The following is a 22,185-nucleotide window of genomic DNA, read 5'->3' as shown; positions in this document are numbered from 1 at the left end:
TAGCTCGTTGAAGACAGAGCTGGTCGATGATGAAGACTATTTTACGCGTTCAGAAGCTAAGAAAAGCATATTTGAATATATTGAAGTATTTTACAATCGACAACGAAGACATTCCTATTTGGGCTACATAAGCCCGATAGAATATGAGCAGGCCAATGCCTTTTAATTAAATAGTCCGAAAAACTGTGGCAACCTCAGATACTATTGATTTGATGAAATAGTCGGCTATTTTTAAATTATTCATGATGTTTTGATGAGACTCTAGAAATGGCTAGGCTTCCACGTTTTAGAGATCAACTGCTCTAACCCTATCGATTTGCACTGGAAAATCAGCCTAGAGTAAAACAGTTTTTTGAAACACTTAATAAATCGAGTCGTTATGTTATCGTTCACGGATTAACAAGTGCAAAGAAAGCTGAAACCAGATAAAGGCGATTTGCAAAATACATGACAATGTTTGTTCATGAGGAAAGCCTAAATAAGTGGCATTCTGCATAGCAATAATTTCAAGCGGGACTGCAAACAGTTTGCTCGGTTTCGCACCGCCACACAATTTCAGCAAAATACTAACAGCCCCTTAAATGGGTGTTCGATTAAAGGTCATATGAAATCAATCACTAAGAATCAGCTTCTCGAAGTTATCCAAAACTGTATCGATGGAAAGTTTTCACCTGCAGATTTACAGAAATGGATGTTGTTTAATTACGAACCACCAGAAGTAATTATTGGCGAAAATGAGGCTCAGCACACAGTCGAGGCAATGAATATTGTCATGAATGAATACGAGCTTTCAGAGATTGATAAATATGCAGGAGTTGGTTTTAATCTAGCATTGAAGTTTATATCTTGTAACGAGAGCGATTTCGATATGGCTCGTAATGAATTTATACGTAAAGGTTTCACTGACTAGTTTATAATATCTACTTTGTAGGTATAGGTAATCTAACAAGAAATTCCACGGCGACTCATTTTGCTGCGTATTTTATGTGTAAGTCTCTTCGCTCCATTTATTACATAAAAACGCTCCACAAAATGTGGTTTTAATGTTGAATTATCTATGAATAAAAAGATTAAGGTTGCTAATATTTCTTCTTCTGGGACTTGTTGCGATAAAGATTTTCACTACCGTTTTAACATTCGATTGGCTTAGAAGATTTGCGGGGTCAGGTTCGTTGAAACCTCTAGTTAAGGGGAAGTTAACAATTAATTACAGAGACACTCATCATAATTAATTTGCAATTTTTATGATGGATGTCTCGGAAAATAATGGATATTTCGGAAAATAAAAAAATAGCGCAAAAAATAGTCCAATTTACTCTGCTGTTTATGCGGAGCATTAACAATATCAACGGGTTTGGATTGATAAGTAAAACCAGCTATTAGTTGGTCAAGGTATTTCATTTTTAATTATTCAAAAATAAAACACCTTTTTCGATGCAATTGACTAAATTGGGTTTACCTTTGCCTAGCTTTAAACCTTGGGTTCGTTTTGCAGATAACATAAATTTTACCCTTACGTTTTACAATTTGACAATCAGGGTGGCGTTTTTTAGCACTTTTTAATGAACTCAAAACTTTCATTTTTTCTCATTCGTTTTTAGTTTTCCAAATCGATTATTAAATTTCGCAACACGGCCATCCTGATTATTGATACTTTGCTTACCGGTATAATATGGATGTGACTCACTAGAAACTTCTATGGAATAATAAGGATAAATTACTCCATCTACCTCAACTGTTTTACCGGTAGTCAATGTTGAACCAACGATAAAATATTTATCGACAGAGGTGTCATGAAAAGCAACTTGTTGATACTTGGGATGGATATTTTCTTTCATAGTAAAGCCCTATATTGCAATGTTATATTATAACGTTAAGTAGTATCGCAAATGATAACAAGTCTTATTTGTATTTGATACTTATGAAATAACATTTATTTATAGTTTGCTAGAGATAGGTATTGCTAAAAGTACTCACGATCTGCGGGGGCAGGTTCGTTGAAAGTAGTCGGAATTGAATAAACTGTATTATGAATTAGACTTTGTATACCCAAAGAATGTAAAGGAATACAAAAATAGCTCGCCTACCTAGACTATCCATCGCTGGCTGTCCTCAGCACATAATTCAACGAGACAATAATCGCCAAGCGTGTTTCTTTGCTGAGCAGGATTACACAGTTTATAAAGATAAACTCAAGGATCCCGCTACATTTTCTTGTTAAATTTTTCGAGTGAAGCTCAACAGAAGTTGATGTTAAAACTCAAAACAACATACTATCAAGTCAACTCAGAATATTGTGCTAAGGTTGCCTCAACACTTTCAAGCGCTAAATACAGGCGCCCTTCTAATGAAATATTTTTATTTCTCTTGCCGGAATGAACGATGCCTAACCTAAAACCATTAATCACTCTATTAAGCTCAAGTATCTTTAGCGCTATTTTACTAACGTCAACCGTGCAAGCTGCAGGTGACACAATCCCAGTAAATGTGATGAATTTTGTCGACGCAAAGACATCCGTACAATTCGACAGAGTGATAACCCGGGCAGGCGGAGTGAATTTATGGGGTCATATACGCTCCCCCATGCCCATCGACCAACAGCGACTTAGAAGAATGAATAGAGACACTATTTATAGCTCAGTCGTTGTTGATATTAGCAAAGGGGCTTCGCTGACCTTACCTGACGCTGGAACGCGTTATATGTCGGCAACAGTGACCAACGAGCATAATTATATCAATAATATCTTTCATGGCTCGGGCGACTTTAATCTGGATTTACTGAGCTTCAAAACTAACTTTGTGATGGTGACGGTAAGGATTTTAGTCGACTCAACGGATCCAGAAGATCTCAAGCAAGCTAATCATTTACAGGACAAGCTTATGGTTAACAGTGCAGCCAGCGGCGACTACACGCATCCAAATTATGATATGTCTAGCTTAAAAACAACAGCAAAATCCTTAATCCAACTTGCAACAGGGCTGACCGATACCAAAGCCGCATTTGGCAAACAAGGAGATGTAAATCCGGTAAAACATATACTGACATCTGCCTATGGTTGGGGCGGCTTACCAGAAAAAGAAGCTTACTACATCAATGTACAACCTTCACTTCCGATAGGCGCCTATACCCTATCAATTCGAGACGTTCCGGTTGATGGTTTTTGGTCAATCAGTGTTTACAACAAAGATGGCTTTTTTGAGCCAAACGATTACCAATCCTACAGTATCAATAACCTCACCGCGAAAAAGAACAGCGACAATTCAATTACGGTAAGTTTCGGAGGACAGCCAGATAATATTAATTACATACCTATAGTGGATGGTTGGAATTACGTAGTAAGACTATATCAACCACGAGAGGAAGTACTCGATGGCTCATGGACATTTCCAAGTTTGTCGAATTAACAAAGACATTGGCCAATGATAGGCCCCCATTAATTGAAATACCCTTGGTAAAAACAGTAATTTGCTAACACCTCATTCTATTTAATCTGAAGTATCTGGGTCAGAGTAAACTTTTAGTTAGGAAATATAGGTTTACTCAACAGATAGAAGGTAAGTTGTTAAAAGATATTCGCCAAGCTACCAACATGGGATTATCGCTGCGTAACGAACACTTTCTTGCTGACATTGAGAGCCTTACAGGGCGACGGGTTATTGAAAATAAACGAGGTAGCCAGTCGGTTGGCGCAAGGAAAAAAGTGAAGTCAAAGCTTTAAATTGACCCTGACCCTTTTACTTTACTTCTACTTTATGGCGTTGGTGGACGGTATGGCTTATCGAGATCAGGTTACTGAAAGTGTTTCCCAGAATCCTTTAATTTGGCTACACGCTATTTTATTCAAGCCGTATAAATTAATTCAAGTATTTGTTATTGTTCACGTATCGCAAAAAACTCACTATTATTGACAAGTCACTACTGCTATTGTTGAGCACAATAAAAAAAGAACAAGGATCGTATGTCTATAAAACCACAAGGCTCTTTGGTAGTAGTGGGCACTGGTATCAGTGTTGCAGGCCAAATGACCCTTTTAGCCCAGAGTTGTATTCAAAACGCAGACATAGTGTTTATGGGGATCACCAACAAAGTCGGTGAGAATGTAGTTAAAAAACTTAACCCTAATACTGTGGAATTGGATGATCTGTACCAAGCAGGCAAATCTCGCGCAATTACCTACCAACAAATGACAGATCGCATTGTAGACGCGGTTAACGCTGGGCAAAAAGTCTGTGCTGCCTTTTATGGTCACCCGGGTGTTTTTGTTAATCCATCCCATGCGGCAATAAAAAAAGTGCGGGATCTAGGCTTACGTGCTGAAATGTTACCCGGTATATCTGCCGAAGATTGCTTAATTGCTGATTTAGGTATCGATCCGGCTCATTATGGCTGTCAGTCTTATGAAGCCACCCAGTTTTTGTTCCGCGACTATAAGCTCGATCCACACATGACCCAGATTATCTGGCAAATTGGTTTGGCAGGAGAGGCCACGCTAGAAGTGTTAGATGCATCCCAATGTAAGCCCGGCCTTGATCTTTACAGCGAAATTTTAATGGACGTCTATCCGATTGAGCATGAAGTCATTTTGTATGAAGCCGCCACTTTACCATTATATGGGCCCAGAATTGAGCGTTTCCCATTGTCTGAATTACCCAATTGTAAACCCACATTGATTTCAACATTAGTCGTGCCTTCGCTAGGCTTACCTGATTATCATCAAGAGCGCCTAGAAAAACTTGGATTAACTCAAGAACAGGTCATGAATTACCGTAAAACCTAACATTAATTTTGTATTGAATTTAATAACCTAAGGGAAAAATAAAATGGCAAAATCTCTCGTTGATTTTTTAGAAGAATTAGATAGCAATGCTGAACTCAAAGAGTCTTATCTAAAAGATCCTGTAGCAACAGCAAAAAATTACGGCCTAACAGATGAGGAAGTGGCGATTATCAAAAATAAAGATTGGGACACTGTGCGAAAACAATTTGAAAATTTAGGTAGTGACCCTAAGGTTCACACTCACTAATTTATGCGATTAGTTACGTTAAAAAACACCATGGTAGCCGCTATTTTAAGTGGTTTTTTAGCTTGCTGTGTATTTTCGGACGCTATATATGCTGCAACATATGCTGCAACCAATCAAGAAGTCTCAGAGCAACTTGAATCCTTAAGAATACAAGTTCAAAACAATGCAGCAGGTGTTCCTACCCAAATCGATTATTTTCAAACCTATTTTTCCAGCAATAACGATCCCTATAATGAAAGTACTTTTTTGAACGTGTGGGCCTACGCTCATTTATTAAATCAAGAATTAGAAACTGCCTATGAAAAGTTGTTACAGGCGCGAACAATCGCAGATATGTCTAACAATAAAGCCCAGAAAGCAGAATCCTTTCGAATCGAGGGGGCGGTATTAGACACAATAGGAGAATACGGTTTGGCGTTAGAGGCATTAAATAATGCGTTTATACTCTATGATCGATTACAAAGTAGCAAGGTCTTGGGTGTCTATAGCTCATTATCCAATGTGTATTCTTCTCTAGAAAACTATCAAGGCATGCTGCAAAACTCTTATAAGTTGCTTGCTGCAGCTCAAAAGTTTAATGACCAAACCTACCAAGGACTTGCGTATTATCGTATTGCATTTTCGCAAACCAAGTTAGAAAAATTTATTGATGCAGAGGTCAACTATGCCTTAGCGGAAAAAACACTCACTCAAATAGATTATCCCTTTATTGGCATTATTTATTATTCTATCGCTGAGCAAAACGTTGCCCAAGGCTATTTTGACCAGGCCTTAAAAAGAATAAGCCAATCTATTCAAGCCGATAGAAAAGTGAATTTTCTATATAATGAAGTGCCTCGAATTTTACTGTTAGCAGATATCTATCATCAACAAGGTGACACCGATAAAGCAATAAATGAGCTGAAAAAAAGCGTTAATATTGAAGCTTATAAAAAAGATAAAATTCAGTTCTTAGAGATTTTGGAAAGACTCATTGAGCTGACAGAATTGACCAACGACACCGACTCTCAACTTAATTTTTTAAAACAATACTTAGACTTATACAAACAAAGTTTTAACCAGATACAAGCTCAAATGTTGGCCATAAATAATGTGCGCCTCAATGTGTTTGAAAAAGAAAAAGAAATTAAACTACTATATAAAGAAAACGAACTACAGCTGCAGAGAAACCTGCTGCAAGATCAAAATAATCTGTATCAACTGTATTTTACCCTGACTATATTTGCGACTTTGATATTAGTGGTTGCTTTGTTAATTCGTACTCGCAAGCAGCGAGCCCAACTTAAACGTTATTCACAAGAACTACAACAGGCCACTCAAGCCAAATCAGACTTCCTGGCCAGAATGAGCCACGAAATTCGCACCCCTATCAATGCTATTTCTGGTTTAACTAAGTTGATGCAACGGTCAGCAGACAACCCTGAAGACATCACCAATTTGCGCCAAATTGACGAAGCCTCACTTTCTTTATTAGGGGTAATTAATGATATTTTGGACTTTTCGAAAATTGAAGCCGGCAAGCTAGACATAGAAACAACCAGCTTCCAGTTGGATAAGGTAATCAGTCAATCTATACGCTTACAATCAATCAAAGCTCACGAAAAAGATATTGAGCTTATTCAACATATCGCCCGAGATGTGCCGTTATATTTGCAAGGCGATGGTATGCGCATTCAGCAAATACTGATCAATTTACTCAGTAATGCGGTGAAGTTTACCGATGATGGTTTGGTCTCGGTCACCGTTAAAAACAAAGTGACTGAGCAAGGAGTATTGCTTGAGTTTGCGGTTACTGACTCTGGTATTGGCCTTTCACAAAACCAAATTAATGGACTATTTGAGTCGTTTGCCCAAGTAGACGAATCGATTTCTCGTAAGTATGGTGGCACCGGCTTAGGGCTAGCTATCTGCAAGCAACTGGTTGAGCTAATGAAAGGAAATATTTGGATCGAAAGTAGACTCGGTGAAGGTTCAACCTTCTATTTTACAGTTCCGCTTAAAGAAGATACAAATCAACACCTTAGCTCACCATCAAAACAATTATCCAGCCTAAAAGTGTTAGTGGCCGACGATGTTTATTTGTCGCGTCAAGTGATAGCCGAAGCGTTATTAAATGCAAACATCACTTCAGATTTAGCCGAGGGTGGCCAACAAACCTTAAACAAATTACGCCAAGCATCAATTGAACATAAACCTTATGACATATTGATATTAGATTGGAAAATGCCAGATATTCATGGCTTACAAGTAGCAGCCATTATCAATCAAGAATTCAAAGCCAACAAACCCAAAATAATCATGCTTTCAGCCTTTGATTTTTCTCATATGCGCCAGCAAGCAAAACATCTTGGTATTAATTATTTTATAGAAAAACCATTTACTACCAGTGAGTTAATTAATAAAGTACAAGAAGCCGCACTTAATATAAAAACAAATTCTTCCTTCAGTTTTACAGAAATGAAAAACGTACCGGACTTAAGCGGTAAACGCATTTTGTTAGCAGAAGATAACAAGTTAAATCAAAAAGTCGCACTGGGATTCCTAAAATATACTAAAGCGCAGGTTGTCTTAGTTGAGAATGGTCTAGAAGTAATTGATACCTTCAAAAAACAAGCTGATTTTGATTGCATCTTGATGGACATACAAATGCCAGAAATGGATGGTTTAACAGCGACCACCATACTGCGCGATGAACTGAATTGCAGAATACCCATTATCGCTATGACCGCCAATGCTATGAAAATAGATTTACAAAAAAGTACTGCTGTAGGCATGACAGCACACATTAATAAACCTATAGATCCGGAGTATTTTTATCAGGTGCTTGCAGAAATAGTACTGACTAGTTCGCCAGCGTTTTTATCTAATTCGTTACCTTCAACAACACAGTCGAAGAATATCGTTGCACACCAAAGCATAGATAAGCTCTTAGTCATGGATCAACAAAAAGCCATACAAAAGTTATTTGTGGACGAAGAAACTTTTACCAATATTTTACAAGACTTTGTGGACAAAGGGCCCGTAATAGATACCCTAGCCACTCTAATCGAAAATCATGCCTATCAAGACATCAATAAAATTATCCACGATGCCCTACCAGCACTTACATACATTGGTGCTTACAACTTAGCAATGCTAGCCAAATCATTAGAAGTAACTATTTTTAATAAAAAACCAGAAAATAACCAAAGCTTTAATGAACAATTAAACCTCTTCAATCACGCCATGGTTGCACTTGTGCTAATAATAAAAAAACAATTAGCATACAGCTGAAGGCGAGCACCAGAGACCAAATAAAAGACATTTGTAATTACTTTGCAAAAATTAACTAAGATGACGGTTTTCAAATAAAATAAATGGGTCAGAGTCAATTTAAACAAACTACTCTAGTTTTATGACTAAAAGATAGGTTATTTTAATAGCCAGAAAGCGACGAGTTTCTAGTGCAGGCGTTCCTGAACACTTAATCCAGAGAGAGTAATCGTCAGGCAATATTTGCATGTGAACAGGATATGCAAGCTTATGTTGGTTGGCTTAAAACCTATTCTAAAAAATATTAGTTATAATTGTGGGAGTTTTACTAGCTGAAAAGCGCTCCTAAAATCCCCATATGTTGTATGTCATGACTGAATCAGACACTATTGTTACGTTAATAGACTCATTTAAAGATGAGCTCCCAGGTTATTACCCAGAGGGGAATACCTATGAAAAGTACGTTGAAGATCGCAAATCACGCATTCTGGATTGTGTTATTGAACCTCAAAAGATTAAAGTTACCTTAGCCTGTTTTTCTGAGAATTATTTAGCAAAATATCAATCATCAGATGTTTGGGCTGTAGCGAAATGGGACGATAATTGGTTGCTTGCGTTGGAAAGTGAAAACGAATTTGCCTTGGCTTTCGGTGAATGTAAGGACAATATTATAATATTAGGTTTTTCTTCTTCAGATGCCCCTGCACAGTGGTTAAGATCATGATATTTAAAAAAACATCATAGTGGGAATTTTACTCGCTAAAAAACACTTATAAAATTCCCTACTTAGGGCGTTATATTTTTATCATAGGATTGAGTATGGGTTATTGGTATTTGGCAATCGCAATTTGCGCTGAAGTTGTAGCGACCTTAGCACTAAAAGCATCGGATGGTTTTTCACATTCAACTTTCAGTACTATTTGTATCATTGGCTATGTAGTTGCATTTTATTTTCTATCATTAGTTCTTAAAACTGTTCCTATAGGTATCGCTTATGCTATATGGGCTGGTATGGGTATTTTCTTAATTGCATCAATAAGTGCAGTAATATATAAACAGATACCTGATTTACCGGCAATTATAGGCATGTGTTTAATTTTGACTGGTGTTGTAGTCATTAATGTATTCTCAAAAACAGTGAGCCATTAAAAATGTAACAACACGCCCTGAGGTGGACAACTAGTAAAATTTCAGAAACCTGCGGGGTCAAGTTCGTTGAAACTAGGTGTTTTAAATAAGTGAAATTATCGAGCCATCACCACAAGACTATGGCATAAGGACCAAGTTTTTTAACTTATCAAAAATAAAAAACTTTTATTTTTCTACGAACCTGACCCCGCGGGTTAAAAAGCGGGCCATTGCTTCGCAATTTTAACCCACTATTTTTAGCCAATTTTTTGAACGTTGTGTTAGGGTGAATTTTAAGGCGTAAATAAAGCGCTCATATTGTGAAGCTCACATATAGGAAAATGGATTTGAAACGAATTATATTGTTTTTGGTTATTTTGGTATGCATACAAGGTTGTCAGGCAAACTATGATTTAACTGATAAACACAGGTCAGATGGCGCTCTTCCGAGAGTTGAATTTGGAGCGACTTGTAATCTAAATTACAGCAGCGAATCTCAGGTTAGTACTTGCCCAGTAGGTCGTCAAGAGCTATCAGGATCGACTTGCTCATGCAACACTCAAAATGGTATCCAATATGGGGTTGTGGGTCGATGACGTAAAGGGCGAGCAAGGAGACATGGATTGTTTTCTTAAAACCTAATAAATCAATAAACCACATTCTCTCTGCCCATTGGGAAAAGCCTTGCTGCTGCTCAGCATTTCCTGTTTTTGCAGCCGTTAGACGACAAGGAGACGGTTATAGATGGAACCAAACTATTTAGAATATTCCGTAGCAGATCTTGAAGATTCCTTAAAGACCATAGAGCAAGGAGTCTATCCACATAGAACAGATAAACTAAAGCACGAGTTAGACTCTCGCCAGAAGACAAAAGTAAGTTATTCAGAAACTATCTAAGATGAGTTTGAACTAAATGAACAGTTTTTTAGGTGCCCAACTTGCGAGAAGAAAATATTATTTTTTTCCAAAACTGCTAATAAATGGGGCAGGAAAAAGGTATGTCCACATTGTAATTCGTCATTTGAGACCACTGTAAAGCTAAAAGTATTTTCCATTGCATTAATACCTATGTTCGTTGTTCATCTATGTCTTTGTAAACCACCTGTGAAATCGTTTGGTTTAAATGGTATGGTCAGTGTCGGCGTTATGGGTGGGATATTTTCAGTTTTGGCTATGCGCTTCAGGAAACTCCGGCGCAGTAATCTCACCTAAAACAATCAACCAACCGGATCCTAACTCGTTGCTTTTGGCTCGAACATAGCAAGTTTAGCGAACGCACTTGTGCAGTTTATTAAGGGCGTTATATAGCCAAAACGGTTTAGAGTTCAATCACTACTTATTAACATTAATATAGAGGAATTGCATCATGGAAGACTTAGGTTTTGTATTTGGAATAATCGGCATGTCAATGGGGATTTCTGGTTTTGTTTTTGCCATTGTAACTATGAGAAAGCTAGATAATCTTGAGAGTAAACTCAAAGAGCTTGACGTTTTAAATTCTAATTTCAAGTCTAACTAATTATCTATTTGGTCTTTGTATTACGGTAATATAACGACATCCCCTGAGGCGGAACGCAAGCCCTAAAACTTTCTTTCCACCGCATATCTTAATTAGGGGGGAGCTGTTACGTTTCAATGCTTCTAAATACGTTGATTCATTATGTAGTGTCTTTATTTTTCAACGCCGAAACAATATTCTGATCCACTTAAATGCCGACGCTCTGATGATGGTGTTATGTGGTTTTCCTTTAGCTTATTGCTGCCAATAATAGACTTTTCCTAAAAAGAATAGCGCACCAATTGTTGTGCCCATTCAACGAATGTTTGCCGTAAAAATTTGTTACATGAGCATCGTCAATGCATCCATTCTTTTTTACCGCTTCGTAATGTTACAGGTGTAGTACCCGCATATTTTTTGTATTTATTCACACGAATGATAACCATCACGGTTTGGGCATATTGTAGCTTATAAACGTGAGACTATTTGTGGTCCTGTAAATAAAAAGGGTAAATAAAAGTGTCAGACACAAGAATCAATTTAAACAAACCACCCTATTTTTATAACTAAAAATAGGGTGGTTTAATGACCAGAAAGAAACGAGTTTCCAGTGCATGCATGCCTGAACAATCGATCCAGCGGGGAATAATCCTCATGCGATATCTGCATGTGAACAGGATATGCAAGCTTATGTTGGCTGGCTTAAACGTATTCTAAAAAATATAAAGTCAGTGTTCATGCGTGGGTGTTAAAGACCAATCATGTTCATCTTTTGTGTACCCCAAGCAATGCCAGCGGAATTTCGCAAATGATGCAGTCTCTAGGTCGAATGTATGTGGCTTATTTTAATCGCCGTTATAAACGAACAGGCACATTGTGGGAAGGGCGGTTTACATCCTGTTTGTTGCAAGAGGAAACCTACCTTATGCAAGTTTATCGTTATATCAAGTTGAACCCTGTGAGGGGATCCATGGTCGATGAGCCAGCCGATTACTTTTGGTCAAGCTATCAATGTAATGCTTTTGGTAAAAAGAGTGATTTGTTAACACCTCATTCTATTTACACTCGACTTGGAATAAATGAAAAGGAGCGTCAGTTAGCGTATCGCGGATTGTTTGCACAACAGATAGAAGGTAAGTTGTTGGAAGATATTCGCCAAGCGAGCAACAAGGGGTTAGCGCTAGGTAACGAACACTTTGTTGCTGATATTGAGAGTCTTACAGGGCGACGGGTTATTGAAAGGAAACGAAGTAGGCCAGTCGGTTGGCGCAAGAACACAAGTGAAGTGAAAGCTTTAAACTGACTCTGACCCTTTTACTTTCTTTTACTTACTTTTACTTACGTTTACAGGGCGATGGGTTATTGAAAGGAAACGAAGCAGGCCACTCGGTTGGCACAATAACAAAAGTGAAGTGAAAGCTTTAAACTAACTCTGACCCTTTTACTTGCGTTATAAGGTAGGGCAAAAAGAAAAACTTACCCCTCTATGTTTATCAGCTAAGTTCATTCGCTTTTCGATAAGGACCCTCGTAATCAAATAAACGTTCGGTCACTTGCCAGTGATGTTTTTGCTTTTTGGCTATCACAAAGTCAGGCGCTGGTAGGTAAGGTAAAAACTTCTCCAACTCTTCCAGTGAGTTGAACTGAATCGACTGACTTGCGTTAGCTATTCTTCGTGCAAATAAATCGTTAAATGCTTGTCTCGAATTTTTGTAATTAAAGCGGAAGGTTTCCGATAACGTGAGGCCGTCTTCGTCGTGGTAGGTGACCTTTAAACACTTGTCCGCCCAGATAATCTCTGGCGTAATGGCAGCACAACGCAGTACTTTATTATTTTTTAAATTTAACGCACTTCTTAATAAATCATCGGGGTCAATTAACTTCTCTGAGCAATGCTGGCATTGTCTGGCGGCGATATCGTTTTCTTGGTTGCAATAAGGACAGCATTTGAAGCGAAAACGATAAGTGCATTGTGTCTCGTATTTGGGGTCATCTGGGACTTCTGTGTTTTCAGGGCTATCTGGGCCTTCAATCAAGCCATGGCAACGACGTCCAAAATGTTCAATAATATTACCTTCTGTGTCTTTTCTGCCCCAAAATACATTTGCAAAATCACATTGAGGGCAATGGATTTGAACAGCAACAGAATCTTGTGTGGGTTTTTTTTCCCCAATTTCTGGTTGAAAAATGTTGTAACCATTATTGGTATAGTCCAATACTAAGCAATCATTTTTCCCCGGACTCAGCCGCAAACCACGTCCTACAATCTGTTGAAATAAGCTAATGGATTGAGTGGGACGCAAAATAGCAATAACATCAACATGTGGCGCATCAAAGCCTGTCGTCAATACAGACACATTGACCAGATACTTAATTTTTTTGGCTTTAAACGCGGCTATTGATGCGTCACGTTGTTTTATTTTTGTGGTACCGGTAATGAAGGCTGTTTGGTCTGCAGGTAAATAACCAGTGATTTCTTGTGCGTGATCTATGGTTGAAGCAAAAATCATCACGCCTTGACGGTTTTGGCTAAGCTGTAAAATTTGCTCGGTAACCGCTTTGGTCACTCGTGGATGTTTGTGAATAAGTTCATTTAAGGCAATATCATCAGTGTCTTGTTCACCGTCCAAGCTTTGTGTCAGCAAACTAAAGTCATAATGTGCAATGGCTGCATCATAGTGAATAGGTGGTGTTAAATACCCGTCTTTTACCATGTGCTGGAGTGGTAGTTCGAAAATACATTTTTTAAAAAAAGAAGTCATGCATGGTCTTGTATAACCATGGTAATGATGTTGATAAATCCAGCCGCTGCCCAATCGATAGGGTGTAGCGGTTAAACCAAGAATTTTTACGCTAGGATTAAGCGTGCGAAAATGCGTTAGCGTTTTATTGTATTGACCGCTGTCATCTATGCCCACTCGATGACACTCATCAATAATAATCAGGCTGGCAGGGGATCGGAAAGAGTCTAGGCTAGCAGACAGTGACTGAATGCTTGCAAAAGTCGTTTTTGCTGTGCTATTTTTTTGGCCCAATCCAGCCGAAAAAACACCTGCTGGCGAACCCGTAGCAAGAAATTTTGAGTGATTTTGCTCTACTAACTCTTTTACATGTGCAAGGCAAATGACACGCCCTTTTGCCAATCGACTCAACTCAGCAATCACTAAACTTTTACCTGCACCGGTAGGCAACACAATCACCGCTGGATCATCACTATTACGAAAATGTTCTAAAGCCGCATTAACAGCTTGAGTTTGGTAATTTCGTAATATGAATGTTTGGCTCATAATGCTTGGAATATTGGGGAGAGTGAAGGTGTTGTCAGTGAAACTACAATACCATAGTGACCAAGGTGGTTTAGATGTTTTACAAAATATAAAGTAGGGGCAAGTCGAATTTTTGAGTAAGTGAACTATGAATTGAGGTTAATCAAGCTATTTAAATTGACCCTGACTCTTATATTGAACTCTTATATTGGTATCAATTAAAGTCGTTAGGTTTACGTGACTGAGTTAGAGCATAACGTTTGTAGCTGTTTGAATACCTTGATGCTGAACTGATGAATGATTCTTTGCTACTACTTAGTTACCACTTAGCTATTACCTTGCTACACCTTAGCTAATTCTTCGCTATTTTTTTGCTGCTTTTTAAAACGAGTGCCTTCTTTATATTTTCCTGCTGAACTGGTAGCTTAAAGACCTGCGGTTAAGTTAGCTAAAGATTAATACTTAGATAGGAATACGTAAATGAAAGCAGGAATAAAGTGGGGCTGCATCGTGTTAGTGGCTGTTTTCGCAATCTCTGGTATTAGCTTGTGGTCAATGGGTCCTGATTGGCGAGCACTGCTGGCCGATCCGCCCACAGATACCAACATTCTTTTTTGGAGTCAAAGCCAGCGTGATGCAGGCTTCAAAATGATGGACAAAATTTCAGTTTTGGTAAAGTCTAAAGAAATACAACCAAGCTCCAACAAACGCGCATTATCACTTGGCGAACCACTAGACTTTACTACTAACATAAACACTTTTTTTGAAACGCAAAGCCTTGCTGGGATGTTGGTTTTACACAAGGGCAATATTCGCTTCGAACGCTATGGCTTGGGCCATTCCCCTGATAAGAGATGGACTAGCTTCTCGGTTGCAAAATCCTTTACTTCTTCCCTTGTGGGGATCGCACTGAAAGATGGCGATATTAAAAGTCTCGATGATAATGTGTCTGACTATATCAAGGGTCTCAAAGGCTCTGTGTATGATAGCGTAACGATTTCGCAGTTACTGACAATGACGTCTGGGGTAGATTGGAATGAAAGCTATACCGATCCTCAGTCAGATGTGGCCCGTTTTAATAATCACATTGCGACCGATGGTTTACCCACCATTGTAAGTTACATGCGCACTTTATCCCGAGCCCATCCAGCGGGCGAGCAGTGGTTATATTCTACTGGCGAAACAAATTTGATTGGCATATTGGTTGAGGCGGCAACAGGTCAGTCTATTGCACAATACCTTGGCGAAAAAATTTGGCAGCCCTTCGGCATGGCTGATCAAGCTAGCTGGTTATTGGGTCCTGATGGCAAGGAAATTTCTGGCTGCTGTATTCAAGCTAGCTTGCGTGATTTCGCAAGATACGGTCTTTTTGTGCTTGAGGACGGCAACATAAATGGAAAATCTATACTCCCTGACGGCTGGTTTAAAACAGCAACAAGCAAGCAAGCCGATATCGGTCAACCTGGCTCTGGTTATGGATATCAATGGTGGACTTTTGACGATGGCACTTTTACTGCGCGCGGTATATTTGGACAAACCATCTTTATTGACCCAGCAAGACAATTAGTGATCGCCCTCAATGGCAATTGGTTAGGCGCAACAGATCAAGAACTCAATCAACAGCGTTTTGCATTTATCAGCGAAATTCAGGCCATGCTTGACCAATAAATTAGCAAGACAAAAATTAGCTTACGGCGATTCGCAATTCACTAGAAGTTTAATTGGGTGTTTGTAAATTATTGACGGCAATGTACAAACCGCTCTTTTTTAATGGACATTTTTCAATAGATTAGACTAAGTATCTAATCATTACATGGAATGTGGCATTAGTGTTTGTACTTATTAATAGTGGGTCTGACTAATATGATTTAGATTAATTATTTAGAAAAAACATAAAGAAAACATAAATCTACAAAAGAGGCGGTTTACAAAATGTAAACCACAGTGTCACCAAACCATGAGCCATGGAGGTCAGGTTTTGTCTTTTTATCTCAAATGATTTTTGTGTACAAATTTAGTCAACGGATATAAAAGCAAAAGGCAATATATGCTCCGTATATCACCTGAGCTGAAGGTAAATCAAACGAGCTGATGTTATTGATTGATGATTATTTTGTAGTCTCAATTTAATTAAAGAATAGCCCACTTCGCTCCCGCTCTATTTTTATACTGATGCACTTAAACTTGATATGCTAGAACTTGGGTTTTTTTGGGAAAAACATACTGGTAGTACGTTGATATTCTTTGTATTCAGGGCGTTTTTGTACTGAATAGTATTCAGCAGGAACAGCGCCAGTGTAATAGACTAATGTGGTAAACATTACTCGTGATGCCATCAATAAAACACCCACCAAACCTAACATTATGACTAAAGGCTCTGTACTCCAAAGCGCCATGACTGATGGCAGCGCAATCACGACTAATGAGTTCCAAACCATCCATTCAAAAAAGTAATTCGGATGTCTGCTAAAGCGCCAAAGACCCACATTGCATAATGCGCGCCTATCTCCTGCTTTTACATTCATACTAATAAAGCTATTTTTTTGTTTATCGGCAAGACTTTCTAAGCCATAACTTAACAGCCAAAGACCAATACCCAGGATCTCTAGCCAATGAAAGGTAGAGTTTGGGTTCCACGCAATTAATAAAGCAGGCATGGCTAGAAAACTCATATTTGCAAAGGCTTGAACTAAAATCTCTACTTGCATAGCCAAATTAACATTGGCTTTACCTTCTTTATCCCAGCGTAGTTTCTGATATTGGTATCGGGGTAGCTCTCGTTTAAACGCTCCTTTGGTTAAATACAGAAGCGCCATCAGACCCATACGCAGCCCCATAAATAAAAATAAAATAGCCGCTAGCCATTTTTTAGTATCTGCGCCCTGACCGTAAACCAGAACTAGAAGGCCAATTAAAGCTAAACCCAACGGCCAACCAATATCTACGTAAGACATTCTACCGGTTAACTTTGCAGGAATATTTACCACCAATATAAATAGTAATAACTGCGATAGACCATTAATTAAAGTGAATTCAAAAAAGTTGTTACTGATGAATAAAACTATGCAGCCTAATAAAAAAGGTATTAAAGGTTTGAAATATTTCATGATTTCCAGAATTTATAATTATTATATTTTGTTAATTTTTTTACAGCGTTATATTTTGCTAATGATATAGCTTGTAAATAAAACATGTTCTTAGAACAATAAACCAAGTACTTGCTCTAATCAACGGGTCTTAATTTTTAGACGTCGGCGAGGTAATACTTTTTTAAACATTTATTGTGTCGCTACTCACAATTGGTGAGTGAAATGATAATAAAAAAAAGGTTATTTTAAGATTAGAACTCGATAAGACCTCATCTCGAGATCTGAGGAGAAAGGTAGTGTTTTCAGGATTAATTCCAAATCTGATTAATGTTGATAGTTAACACTAAACACTAAACATTCTTCCTATTTAATATTAACCCGACCGCGACTGAATCAAATATTCAGCATTATTTAATAAGATCTACGATGGGTGTATTCATTAGGGTCTTAGTCACACTATTAAAACATGTCAGTTTGGTATGGATTTATTTTTAAAACTAATATGTCAGGCATCAATTTTACCGACGCTCGCCCCTATTAGCCTCCGCACGTGAATCGTCTATTGAATAAGAGATGATATGTAACTGCTGGGCACATTCAACGTTGGTTTTAAGTATGGTTTCAGGTTAAATCACGTCATTGTCGTTCTGACATACTGGATGCCATATGTGCTATATTTCTCAATTTTGTGAGCAAGCGCATGTTTTAAAAGCCTTAGCTATTGTTACAGAGTCATATTTCGGAGTTGGCCTGGAGCAAACTGCTTTGTAACGGGCTGTATTAATGGCATTTTGTTTGAGTCAGGGGCTTGTTATTACCTTGCTCCATCATCTATAGCGCCTTGAGCCAACTATTGATACCGCGTCTAACTGCAACGTCCGTCGGCGATTAAATGTTTAATTCTACGATCCATAAAACCAGTTATCTCTGACTAATGAGTATAAAATTATAAGACTATCCCTAAAACTTGTATCATTCTTGTTCTTTTAGCTCCGGTAAAATCAAGCTCAGTAACATTGCTGTAAGCCCAGCAGTGGCGGCGGCTGAGCTGAAAATGTTTTGTATTAGATCAGGGGTTTTTGCGAATATATCAGGTACCAGCGCTAAGCCTAAGCCAAGACCGAGGGAAACCGCAATAATAATCATCTTGCGACGATCGATGTATTCTGAGGCCAATATCTTGATACCTGCCGCTGCAACCGTACCAAACATGACCAGTGTTGCGCCTCCCAGAACGGGTTTTGGGATTTGCTGCAAAATATCTCCTACACCTTGAAAAAGGCCAATAAACACTAATATACCAGCGATATACATGCCGATATGCCTACTGGCGATGCCTGTGAGCTGAATAACGCCAGTGTTCTGGCTGAAGGTGGTATTAGGAAATGAATTTAACACTGCAGCGATCATTGAATTGATCCCGTCTCCCAATACTCCACTCTTAATTCGCTGAATATAGCTTTCCCCAGCGATGGGCTGACCAGAAATAACGCAGTTGGCAGTAATATCACCGGTTGTTTCTACCGAGCTGATAATATAGATAACGGCTAATGGAATAAAAGCCGCTAGTTCAAAGTTGAAGCCATACTTGAAGGGGATAGGCACACTGATTGCTGCCGATGGTAATAAATCACTAGGTGTTAGCATACCTGTTAGTGCTGCGACTCCAAAACCTGCAACAAGTCCGACCACAATTGAAGACAGGCGAACCCAGTTGTTGCTGGATATATTCATCAATACGATCACAGCAATCACAAAAAAGCCAAGCATCAAATTAGCTGGACTACCAAAATCTGGGTTATTGAGTCCACCGGCTAAGTCAGTCATGCCCACTTTGATTAGGCTAATTCCAATACTAGTGATCACGATACCTGTCACCAGCGGTGTGACTATTTTCCGTAGCCGCGGAATAAACTGGCTGAGGCCTATTTGCACAAACGATCCAACAAAGCACAGGCTGGTTATTAACGCGATGATTTCTTCTGGTCCGCCTCCGGCATCACGAGCCATAAACCCAGCACTTAATATAGCCCCTAAAAAGGCAAAACTGGTACCTTGTACACAGAGCATGCCTGCGCCGATCCCAAAGGGTTTATAGGCTTGCACAAATGTGCCTATTCCTGATGCGATTAAAGCCATGGAGATAAGGTAAGGCAATTGTTCTTGTAGTCCCAGAACGCTACCGATAATAAGTGTAGGCGTGACAATACCAACAAAAGAGGCGAGCAGATGCTGTATCGCTGCAAAGAAGGATTCTAAAATGGGTGGTTTGTCATCGAGTCGATATATCAGTTCTGACGGTGTTTTACTGCTCATGCACCCTATCCCTATTTTAATGTTATGTAATGGACATCTGCTTAAAAATGTCGCAGTTCCAAAAATTATTTTTTTAGTATCAATACTTGATTAATGCTGTCGTTGCATCAGTAAGTTATAACTTTCAACGCAAATAGACTACTAAAAAAGCCCAGTAAAAAACTGGGCATAAAGTTTTGACGCTATTGTAACGTTAATAGTTTCTAGAAATTATATCTTAAACGAGCCATCAATTGACGGGGTGCCACGAATTGAAAACCAGTCTCGTTAACGCCGAATACGTCGGTCATAGCTGAGTTAATTCCATCCTCGTCAAACACGTTATAGGCTATTAAGTCGACTCCCCATACCTCGTCAGAATTGTCATAAGATAGGGTGAAATTGATTAAGTCGTATGAGTCAACGGTGTCCACTTCTGCGTTGTTGAATACCCGCTGCTCGAACTCACCACGGTAGGTATATTGTAAACTGGCACCGATATAGCCGCCGTCTTTCATTTGCTCTTCGAATACTAAACTAATATCAGCCGTTAACCCTGGCGTTTTTGCCAACTCATTACCATTTAAGTTTTGCAGAAATCTGGCTACATCTCGATTGGCACCATGAATTTCTTCTTTGGCTGGAGTGACACCATCGGCAAGTAGCACATCTTCAACCAGTAGTCGGTTGTCCAAGGCTAAATAATCTGCAGAGACTTCAGACTCCATACTAGCCAGTTTTACATCCAGGCTAAATCTGTCACCAATTAGTGCAGTCATTTCTAGCTCAACACCATAGATTTCAGATTCTGGAATATTTGATACACCACTACCAAACTCGTTAAAGTCAGAGGCTTGAAATTGTAAGTTGGTGTAATCATAATAAAAGGCTGCGACGTTGGTTCGCACTCTGCTATTCATAAACTCTGTTTTAAGCCCTATCTCATAAGCATCGATAGTTTCGTCTTCAAAAGCGGCACGCACTAGTGCCTCATCACCCTCTGAAAAAGTTAAGTTGCTGCCACCTGGCTTCAAACCCCGCGTGTATGAAGCATAGGTCATGGTGTCATCACCGGCATCCCACTCGATGGCAATTCGGCCGGTAAGGTCTTCGGTTTTGGGATTAATAAATGAGGATGTGGGATCAAAAAAGTTAGATACAGTACTTTTTACTTCATCTTTTGTGTATCGAAGCCCAGTGATTAAACGTAGTGTTTGTGACATCGGATACGTTGTTTGACCGTAAAATGATAAAGATTCGCGCTGTGGGTTAGAGTCAGAAATAAAGCCTCGGTCGCCGCCAAATACTGCTGGAAATTCCGGAATGTAACCATCAAGCACACCATCACGTCCTACATCAAGTTCTTCACGGATAGTGATTTCAATATCAGTATCAAGATAAAATGCACCAACAATCCAGTCGAACTTGCCAAACAGTGGCTCATTAGAAATAACATTCAACTCCTGTGTAAACGTAGTTTGGATGTTAATTTCAGGATTAAATACACTAATTTGAATCTCGGGGTTGGTATCGAAGGAATGACGGTCGTTGTCACGCACAACAGTAATGTCGTCTTTTTGATAGCTGCTCAAAGATTTTATAACTGCAAAACCTGCATCCCATTCTGCTATTAATCCGTACACTTGCGATTCTAGCTCATACAACGAGTCAGTATCTTGTGACAAATTTCGCGCACCAGGAGTTGGGTCATCAATACCTTTGATACCTGCTCCATTGGACTCACCGCTAAAATACTGAGCTAAAAACCGAAGGTTTAATGTATCGCTTGGCTTCCACATCCAATCTGTGCGCATAGACAAGTTATCGATATTATCCATGTCTTTACCAACAAATGTTTCAGTTGGGTCTAGAGCATTTGGCCCGTTGTAGACGTTTTGGGTGTATCCATCTTGCTTTACTTTGCTAAAAGAAGTTCGCATGGCCAAGTCATCATTAATAGGCACATTGACGGTAGCACGGACTTTACGTAAATTATCAGTGCCTAGACTTAGATCAGCTTTTCCAACGAATTCTTCAAAGTTGGGTTGCGCACTGATCACATTAATGGCGCCACCTGTGGAATTTTGTCCAAACAATGTGCCTTGTGGTCCACGCAAAATCTCTATGCGCTCAATGTCGATAAAATCTGTCTGAAGCGCATAAGGCGATGCAATATATATTCCGTCCATATGATAAGAGACGGATGGGTTTGCGGTTGCATTTTGATTCGCTTCATTACCTACGCCACGAATAGAAATAATTGTTTTAAAGCCTTCATTTTTCGCCACAGTGACACCCGGGGCGATGGCACTCAAGTCGACAAAAGAGGATATATACTTGTTGTCTAGATCCTTTGCGGTAAGAGCGGTGACTGCTTGCGATAGATCTTGTAAACTTTCGTTACGTTTTTCAGCCGTTACTACAATTTGCTCTATAGCTCGGTCCTCAGCATTGGCAGATAGTGCCGCTAAATTAGATACGGCTACTGCAACTGCTAAGGACTTTAATTTAAAGGCTTTTTTATTCATTTTAATCTTCCTGGATTGAATTATAAATATTGGTGTAACTGCTATTGGCACTGTAGTCATCTGCGTTAAGTTGACCTTAGGGTCAGGTTATTTAGTAATTTAGT

The 22,185-nt window shown here is 39.0% G+C and carries 18 protein-coding genes and 2 pseudogenes; 14 read left to right on the top strand and 6 right to left on the bottom strand.

Translation table 11 applies throughout. The features are described from left to right. The 3 genes and pseudogenes from QZ562_RS11015 to QZ562_RS11005 all read left to right on the top strand — a co-directional run. Window positions 1–166: IS3 family transposase (locus tag QZ562_RS11015; protein WP_293759884.1), on the top strand; the 166-nt coding region annotated here is incomplete at its 5' end. 152 nt (window positions 167–318) lie between these two features. Further along, a pseudogene (locus QZ562_RS11010) lies at window positions 319–429 on the top strand (YdeI/OmpD-associated family protein); the annotation flags it as partial. Window positions 430–604: 175 nt separating this feature from the next. Then, a complete protein-coding gene (locus tag QZ562_RS11005) occupies window positions 605–910 on the top strand; it encodes a hypothetical protein (RefSeq protein WP_293759882.1) in 306 nt (101 codons plus the stop codon). Window positions 911–1,455: 545 nt separating this feature from the next. On the opposite strand, the gene ykgO is transcribed toward QZ562_RS11005, so the two are convergent. Continuing rightward, a complete protein-coding gene (ykgO, locus tag QZ562_RS11000) occupies window positions 1,456–1,581 on the bottom strand; it encodes a type B 50S ribosomal protein L36 (protein WP_293759880.1) in 126 nt (41 codons plus the stop codon). Next, complete coding sequence (locus QZ562_RS10995) at window positions 1,578–1,838, bottom strand: type B 50S ribosomal protein L31 (RefSeq protein ID WP_293759878.1); 261 nt, start codon at window positions 1,836–1,838, stop codon at window positions 1,578–1,580. Before QZ562_RS10995 ends, ykgO begins: the two co-directional genes overlap by 4 nt. A 236-nt stretch (window positions 1,839–2,074) precedes the next feature. Here QZ562_RS10995 and QZ562_RS10990 point away from each other — a divergent pair. From QZ562_RS10990 to QZ562_RS10945, 10 genes and pseudogenes are all read left to right on the top strand, one after another. Then, window positions 2,075–2,173: pseudogene (locus tag QZ562_RS10990) on the top strand (transposase); the annotation flags it as partial. A gap of 209 nt (window positions 2,174–2,382) precedes the next feature. Further along, window positions 2,383–3,405 carry a DUF1214 domain-containing protein gene (locus QZ562_RS10985; protein ID WP_293759876.1) on the top strand — a complete coding sequence of 341 codons (1,023 nt, stop codon included), beginning with the start codon at window positions 2,383–2,385 and terminating at the stop codon, window positions 3,403–3,405. Window positions 3,406–3,959: 554 nt separating this feature from the next. Further along, a complete protein-coding gene (locus QZ562_RS10980; RefSeq protein WP_293759874.1) occupies window positions 3,960–4,778 on the top strand; it encodes an SAM-dependent methyltransferase in 819 nt (272 codons plus the stop codon). Between the two features lie 43 nt (window positions 4,779–4,821). After that, window positions 4,822–5,025 carry a hypothetical protein gene (locus QZ562_RS10975; RefSeq protein WP_293759872.1) on the top strand — a complete coding sequence of 68 codons (204 nt, stop codon included), beginning with the start codon at window positions 4,822–4,824 and terminating at the stop codon, window positions 5,023–5,025. Between the two features lie 3 nt (window positions 5,026–5,028). Then, window positions 5,029–8,298 carry a response regulator gene (locus QZ562_RS10970; RefSeq protein WP_293759870.1) on the top strand — a complete coding sequence of 1,090 codons (3,270 nt, stop codon included), beginning with the start codon at window positions 5,029–5,031 and terminating at the stop codon, window positions 8,296–8,298. Between the two features lie 349 nt (window positions 8,299–8,647). Then, window positions 8,648–9,001, top strand: a complete 354-nt coding sequence (locus tag QZ562_RS10965; protein WP_293759868.1) for a hypothetical protein — start codon at window positions 8,648–8,650, stop codon at window positions 8,999–9,001. 95 nt (window positions 9,002–9,096) lie between these two features. Continuing rightward, entirely contained in the window at window positions 9,097–9,426 is a 330-nt protein-coding gene (locus QZ562_RS10960; RefSeq protein WP_293759866.1) for a multidrug efflux SMR transporter, read from the top strand. A 326-nt stretch (window positions 9,427–9,752) separates the two neighbouring features. After that, window positions 9,753–10,001 (top strand): hypothetical protein, encoded by a 249-nt coding sequence (locus tag QZ562_RS10955; protein WP_293759864.1) that lies wholly within the window; start codon window positions 9,753–9,755, stop codon window positions 9,999–10,001. A gap of 770 nt (window positions 10,002–10,771) precedes the next feature. Continuing rightward, the gene (locus QZ562_RS10950) at window positions 10,772–10,924 is read left to right on the top strand and encodes a hypothetical protein (RefSeq protein WP_293759862.1); all 153 of its coding nucleotides are present in this window, start codon (window positions 10,772–10,774) and stop codon (window positions 10,922–10,924) included. Between the two features lie 724 nt (window positions 10,925–11,648). Continuing rightward, the gene (locus QZ562_RS10945) at window positions 11,649–12,206 is read left to right on the top strand and encodes a transposase (RefSeq protein ID WP_293759860.1); all 558 of its coding nucleotides are present in this window, start codon (window positions 11,649–11,651) and stop codon (window positions 12,204–12,206) included. A gap of 190 nt (window positions 12,207–12,396) precedes the next feature. On the opposite strand, the gene QZ562_RS10940 is transcribed toward QZ562_RS10945, so the two are convergent. After that, complete coding sequence (locus QZ562_RS10940; protein ID WP_293759858.1) at window positions 12,397–14,190, bottom strand: DEAD/DEAH box helicase; 1,794 nt, start codon at window positions 14,188–14,190, stop codon at window positions 12,397–12,399. A 459-nt stretch (window positions 14,191–14,649) separates the two neighbouring features. Here QZ562_RS10940 and QZ562_RS10935 point away from each other — a divergent pair, with 459 nt between their 5' ends. Continuing rightward, window positions 14,650–15,837 carry a serine hydrolase gene (locus QZ562_RS10935; protein ID WP_293759856.1) on the top strand — a complete coding sequence of 396 codons (1,188 nt, stop codon included), beginning with the start codon at window positions 14,650–14,652 and terminating at the stop codon, window positions 15,835–15,837. Between the two features lie 524 nt (window positions 15,838–16,361). On the opposite strand, the gene QZ562_RS10930 is transcribed toward QZ562_RS10935, so the two are convergent. The 3 genes from QZ562_RS10930 to QZ562_RS10920 form a co-directional block, all read right to left on the bottom strand. Then, window positions 16,362–17,276, bottom strand: coding sequence for a DUF1295 domain-containing protein (locus QZ562_RS10930; protein WP_293759854.1), 915 nt, complete (start codon window positions 17,274–17,276; stop codon window positions 16,362–16,364). A gap of 954 nt (window positions 17,277–18,230) precedes the next feature. Continuing rightward, entirely contained in the window at window positions 18,231–19,574 is a 1,344-nt protein-coding gene (locus QZ562_RS10925) for a nucleobase:cation symporter-2 family protein (protein WP_293759852.1), read from the bottom strand. Window positions 19,575–19,777: 203 nt separating this feature from the next. Beyond that, the gene (locus QZ562_RS10920) at window positions 19,778–22,081 is read right to left on the bottom strand and encodes a TonB-dependent receptor (protein ID WP_293759850.1); all 2,304 of its coding nucleotides are present in this window, start codon (window positions 22,079–22,081) and stop codon (window positions 19,778–19,780) included. Window positions 22,082–22,185 lie beyond the last annotated feature (104 nt).

This window comes from uncultured Paraglaciecola sp. (assembly GCF_913058035.1).
Classification (GTDB): Bacteria; Pseudomonadota; Gammaproteobacteria; order Enterobacterales; family Alteromonadaceae; genus Paraglaciecola.
Note: the sequence above shows the minus strand (reverse complement) of the source record. Positions and strands in the feature narration are given on the sequence as shown.

Bases quoted from the DNA above. Each gene is read 5' to 3' on its own strand.
- QZ562_RS10965 (WP_293759868.1), top strand. From the start codon at position 8,648: ATGACTGAATCAGACACTATTGTTACGTTAATAGACTCATTTAAAGAT.
- QZ562_RS10975 (WP_293759872.1), top strand. From the start codon at position 4,822: ATGGCAAAATCTCTCGTTGATTTTTTAGAAGAATTAGATAGCAATGCT.
- QZ562_RS10980 (WP_293759874.1), top strand. From the start codon at position 3,960: ATGTCTATAAAACCACAAGGCTCTTTGGTAGTAGTGGGCACTGGTATC.
- QZ562_RS10960 (WP_293759866.1), top strand. From the start codon at position 9,097: ATGGGTTATTGGTATTTGGCAATCGCAATTTGCGCTGAAGTTGTAGCG.
- QZ562_RS10970 (WP_293759870.1), top strand. From the start codon at position 5,029: ATGCGATTAGTTACGTTAAAAAACACCATGGTAGCCGCTATTTTAAGT.
- QZ562_RS10950 (WP_293759862.1), top strand. From the start codon at position 10,772: ATGGAAGACTTAGGTTTTGTATTTGGAATAATCGGCATGTCAATGGGG.
- QZ562_RS10935 (WP_293759856.1), top strand. From the start codon at position 14,650: ATGAAAGCAGGAATAAAGTGGGGCTGCATCGTGTTAGTGGCTGTTTTC.
- QZ562_RS10925 (WP_293759852.1), bottom strand. From the start codon at position 19,574: ATGAGCAGTAAAACACCGTCAGAACTGATATATCGACTCGATGACAAA.
- QZ562_RS10940 (WP_293759858.1), bottom strand. From the start codon at position 14,190: ATGAGCCAAACATTCATATTACGAAATTACCAAACTCAAGCTGTTAAT.
- QZ562_RS11005 (WP_293759882.1), top strand. From the start codon at position 605: ATGAAATCAATCACTAAGAATCAGCTTCTCGAAGTTATCCAAAACTGT.
- ykgO (WP_293759880.1), bottom strand. From the start codon at position 1,581: ATGAAAGTTTTGAGTTCATTAAAAAGTGCTAAAAAACGCCACCCTGAT.
- QZ562_RS10930 (WP_293759854.1), bottom strand. From the start codon at position 17,276: ATGAAATATTTCAAACCTTTAATACCTTTTTTATTAGGCTGCATAGTT.
- QZ562_RS10920 (WP_293759850.1), bottom strand. From the start codon at position 22,081: ATGAATAAAAAAGCCTTTAAATTAAAGTCCTTAGCAGTTGCAGTAGCC.
- QZ562_RS10995 (WP_293759878.1), bottom strand. From the start codon at position 1,838: ATGAAAGAAAATATCCATCCCAAGTATCAACAAGTTGCTTTTCATGAC.
- QZ562_RS10985 (WP_293759876.1), top strand. From the start codon at position 2,383: ATGCCTAACCTAAAACCATTAATCACTCTATTAAGCTCAAGTATCTTT.